Source organism: Streptomyces sp. A012304 (genome assembly GCF_026008495.1).
GTDB lineage: Bacteria > Actinomycetota > Actinomycetes > Streptomycetales > Streptomycetaceae > Streptomyces.
This window is the reverse complement of record NZ_BQUN01000127.1, coordinates 1-2,214: the sequence shown is the minus strand read 5'-3', so window position 1 is coordinate 2,214 and position 2,214 is coordinate 1. Positions and strand designations below refer to the sequence as shown.

Here is a 2,214-nt window from a genome sequence, read left to right as displayed (position 1 = left end):
CCCGGTCGGCAACCTGCCGCTGCAGCAGTGCGGCCAGGTACTCCTCGTGGGACCAGTTCTCGTCACCCACCACATGCTCCTCTGTATCGGGAACATGCTCGGCGATTCCATCGAAGCGGCCTACGCGCCGGTGAACGAAAGGCTGTCCCGTAACTGATCTTTGGCACGCAGCTACGCGCCAGGGTTGCGTCGTTCCCGTGGCCTGTTCGGTTTGATCACCTGGTGTCCGATCCGGACCAAGTTTCGGCGGGGTTGGGCTGACATCTCGACGGCATGGGGGTTCCACCTGGGGAAAGGGGCAGCGGGGCTCCCTTGGTAGGGTGCGCCGATGTCAACGATCAAGCAGTTCCAAGTGACCTTCGACTGCGCGGAACCTGCGCGCCTCGCCGCTTTCTGGTGTGAGGTGCTGGGGTACGTCGTGCCGGCGGTCCCGGAGGGCTTTGCCACGTGGGAGGAGTACCACCGCTCGCTGCCGCCCGAGGAGCAGGTGATCTACTTCGCGTGCACTGATCCCTCGGGAGTGGGTGCGCGCCTGCTCTTCCAGCGAGTTCCCGAAGGCAAGGTCGTCAAAAACCGGCTGCATCTCGATGTGCGGGCCGGTATCGGGCTCGTGGGTGAGGAGCGCCTTGCCACACTTGAGGCCGAGTGCGCACGTCTGGTCGCGCTCGGCGCGGTACATGTGCGAACGATGCGTGCCGACGGCGAGAACGAGTCCTGCATTGTGATGCAGGACCTTGAGGGCAACGAGTTCTGCCTCGACTGAGCCTCCTCCGAGACTGAGAGGCGGGGAGCCGCCTCCGGTGGGCCTCTCAGGTCCCGCATGCGGCGCAGTTATCCCGTGAGAGCGAGGTTGTGTAGGCGGGCGACGCCGTGCATTGCGTGGCGCACGCCGTCGCCTCTCAGGCGGCAGTCGCGCAGGATCTTCCAGGCCTTCATACGTGCGAAGGCATGCTCGACGCGAGCGCGGACCTGCTTGTGGGACTTGTTGTGGGCCTTTTTCCAGTCAGGGAGATCCTCTCCCCTGCGGCGGCGGTGCGGCATCACGAGCCCGGTTCCTGGGTAGCCGCCATCAGCGATGGTCATCGTGCTGCCGACGGCGGCTTTGGCGCCGGACTCCGCCCAGGCCCGGCAGTCGTTGCGATTGCCGGGCAGCGGCTGGCCGACCACCACGACCAGGCGGGTGTCGGCATCGATGACTACTTGGTGGTTGGTGGACCTCGATCCCGGACTGCGGTCTGCGCTGTTGAGTCTGGTCGAGCCGGACGAGCGCGGGGATCCGATGTCGCCGTTGCGGTGGACGACCAAGTCGACCCGCACGCTGGCGGCCGAGCTGACCCGCCAGGGACACCGGATCGGTGCCGACTCTGTCGCCGGCCTGCTGCGCCGAGGGCTTCCGGCTCCAGGCCAACGCCAAGACGCTCGAAGGCAGTCAGCATGCCGACCGGGATGCCCAGTTCCGCTACCTCAACGAGCAAGCACGCGATCACCGGGACGCCGGCCAGCCGGTGATCAGCGTGGACACCAAGAAGAAGGAGCTGGTCGGCGGCTTCCACAATCCGGGCCGTTCCTGGCGGCCGACGGGTGACCCGGTGCTGGTGCGCGTGCATGACTTCGCCGATCCGCAGCTGGGCAAGGCCATCCCTTATGGCATCTACGACCTGGCGGCCAACACCGGCTGGGTCAACGTCGGCACCGACCACGACACCGCCGCGTTCGCGGTGGAGTCGATCCGCCGCTGGTGGCGCGACCAGGGCCGGGCCGCTTATCCGAGGGCTTCCCGGCTGCTGATCACCGCCGATGCGGGCGGCTCCAACGGCTATCGCACCCGGGCCTGGAAACTCCACCTCGCCCGCCTGGCCACCGAGACCGGCCTGACCATCACGGTCTGCCACCTGCCTCCGGGCACATCGAAGTGGAACAAGATCGAGCACCGGCTCTTCTCGCACATCACCATGAACTGGCGCGGTCGCCCGCTGACCAGCGACGAAGTCATCCTCGAATCGATCGCCGCGACCACCACCCGCACCGGACTGCGCGTGCAGGCCCGGCTGGACACCAACACCTACCCCACCGGCATGGGTGTCGGCGACGCGGAGATGGCGGCTCTGCCGCTGACCCGGCACACTTTCCACGGCGAGTGGAACTATGCTCTGCACCCCCAGCCGACCCCGGCCATCCCGGCAGCCCGCAGCAGCCGGCCACCGGCGCCGCAGT

The 2,214-nt window shown here is 67.4% G+C and carries 1 protein-coding gene and 2 pseudogenes; 2 read left to right on the top strand and 1 reads right to left on the bottom strand.

What is annotated here, in order from left to right:
• Positions 1 to 328 precede the first annotated feature (328 nt).
• Complete coding sequence (locus ALMP_RS32510; RefSeq protein WP_264934986.1) at positions 329 to 763, top strand: VOC family protein; 435 nt, start codon at positions 329 to 331, stop codon at positions 761 to 763.
• Between the two features lie 68 nt (positions 764 to 831).
• On the opposite strand, the pseudogene ALMP_RS32505 reads toward ALMP_RS32510, so the two are convergent.
• Positions 832 to 1,239: pseudogene (locus ALMP_RS32505) on the bottom strand (transposase family protein); the annotation flags it as partial.
• Here ALMP_RS32505 and ALMP_RS32500 point away from each other — a divergent pair.
• Positions 1,208 to 2,214, top strand: a pseudogene (locus tag ALMP_RS32500) (ISAzo13 family transposase); the annotation flags it as partial. The pseudogenes ALMP_RS32505 and ALMP_RS32500 sit on opposite strands and share 32 nt — an antisense overlap.

Bases quoted from the DNA above. Each gene is read 5' to 3' on its own strand.
- ALMP_RS32510 (WP_264934986.1), top strand. From the start codon at position 329: ATGTCAACGATCAAGCAGTTCCAAGTGACCTTCGACTGCGCGGAACCT.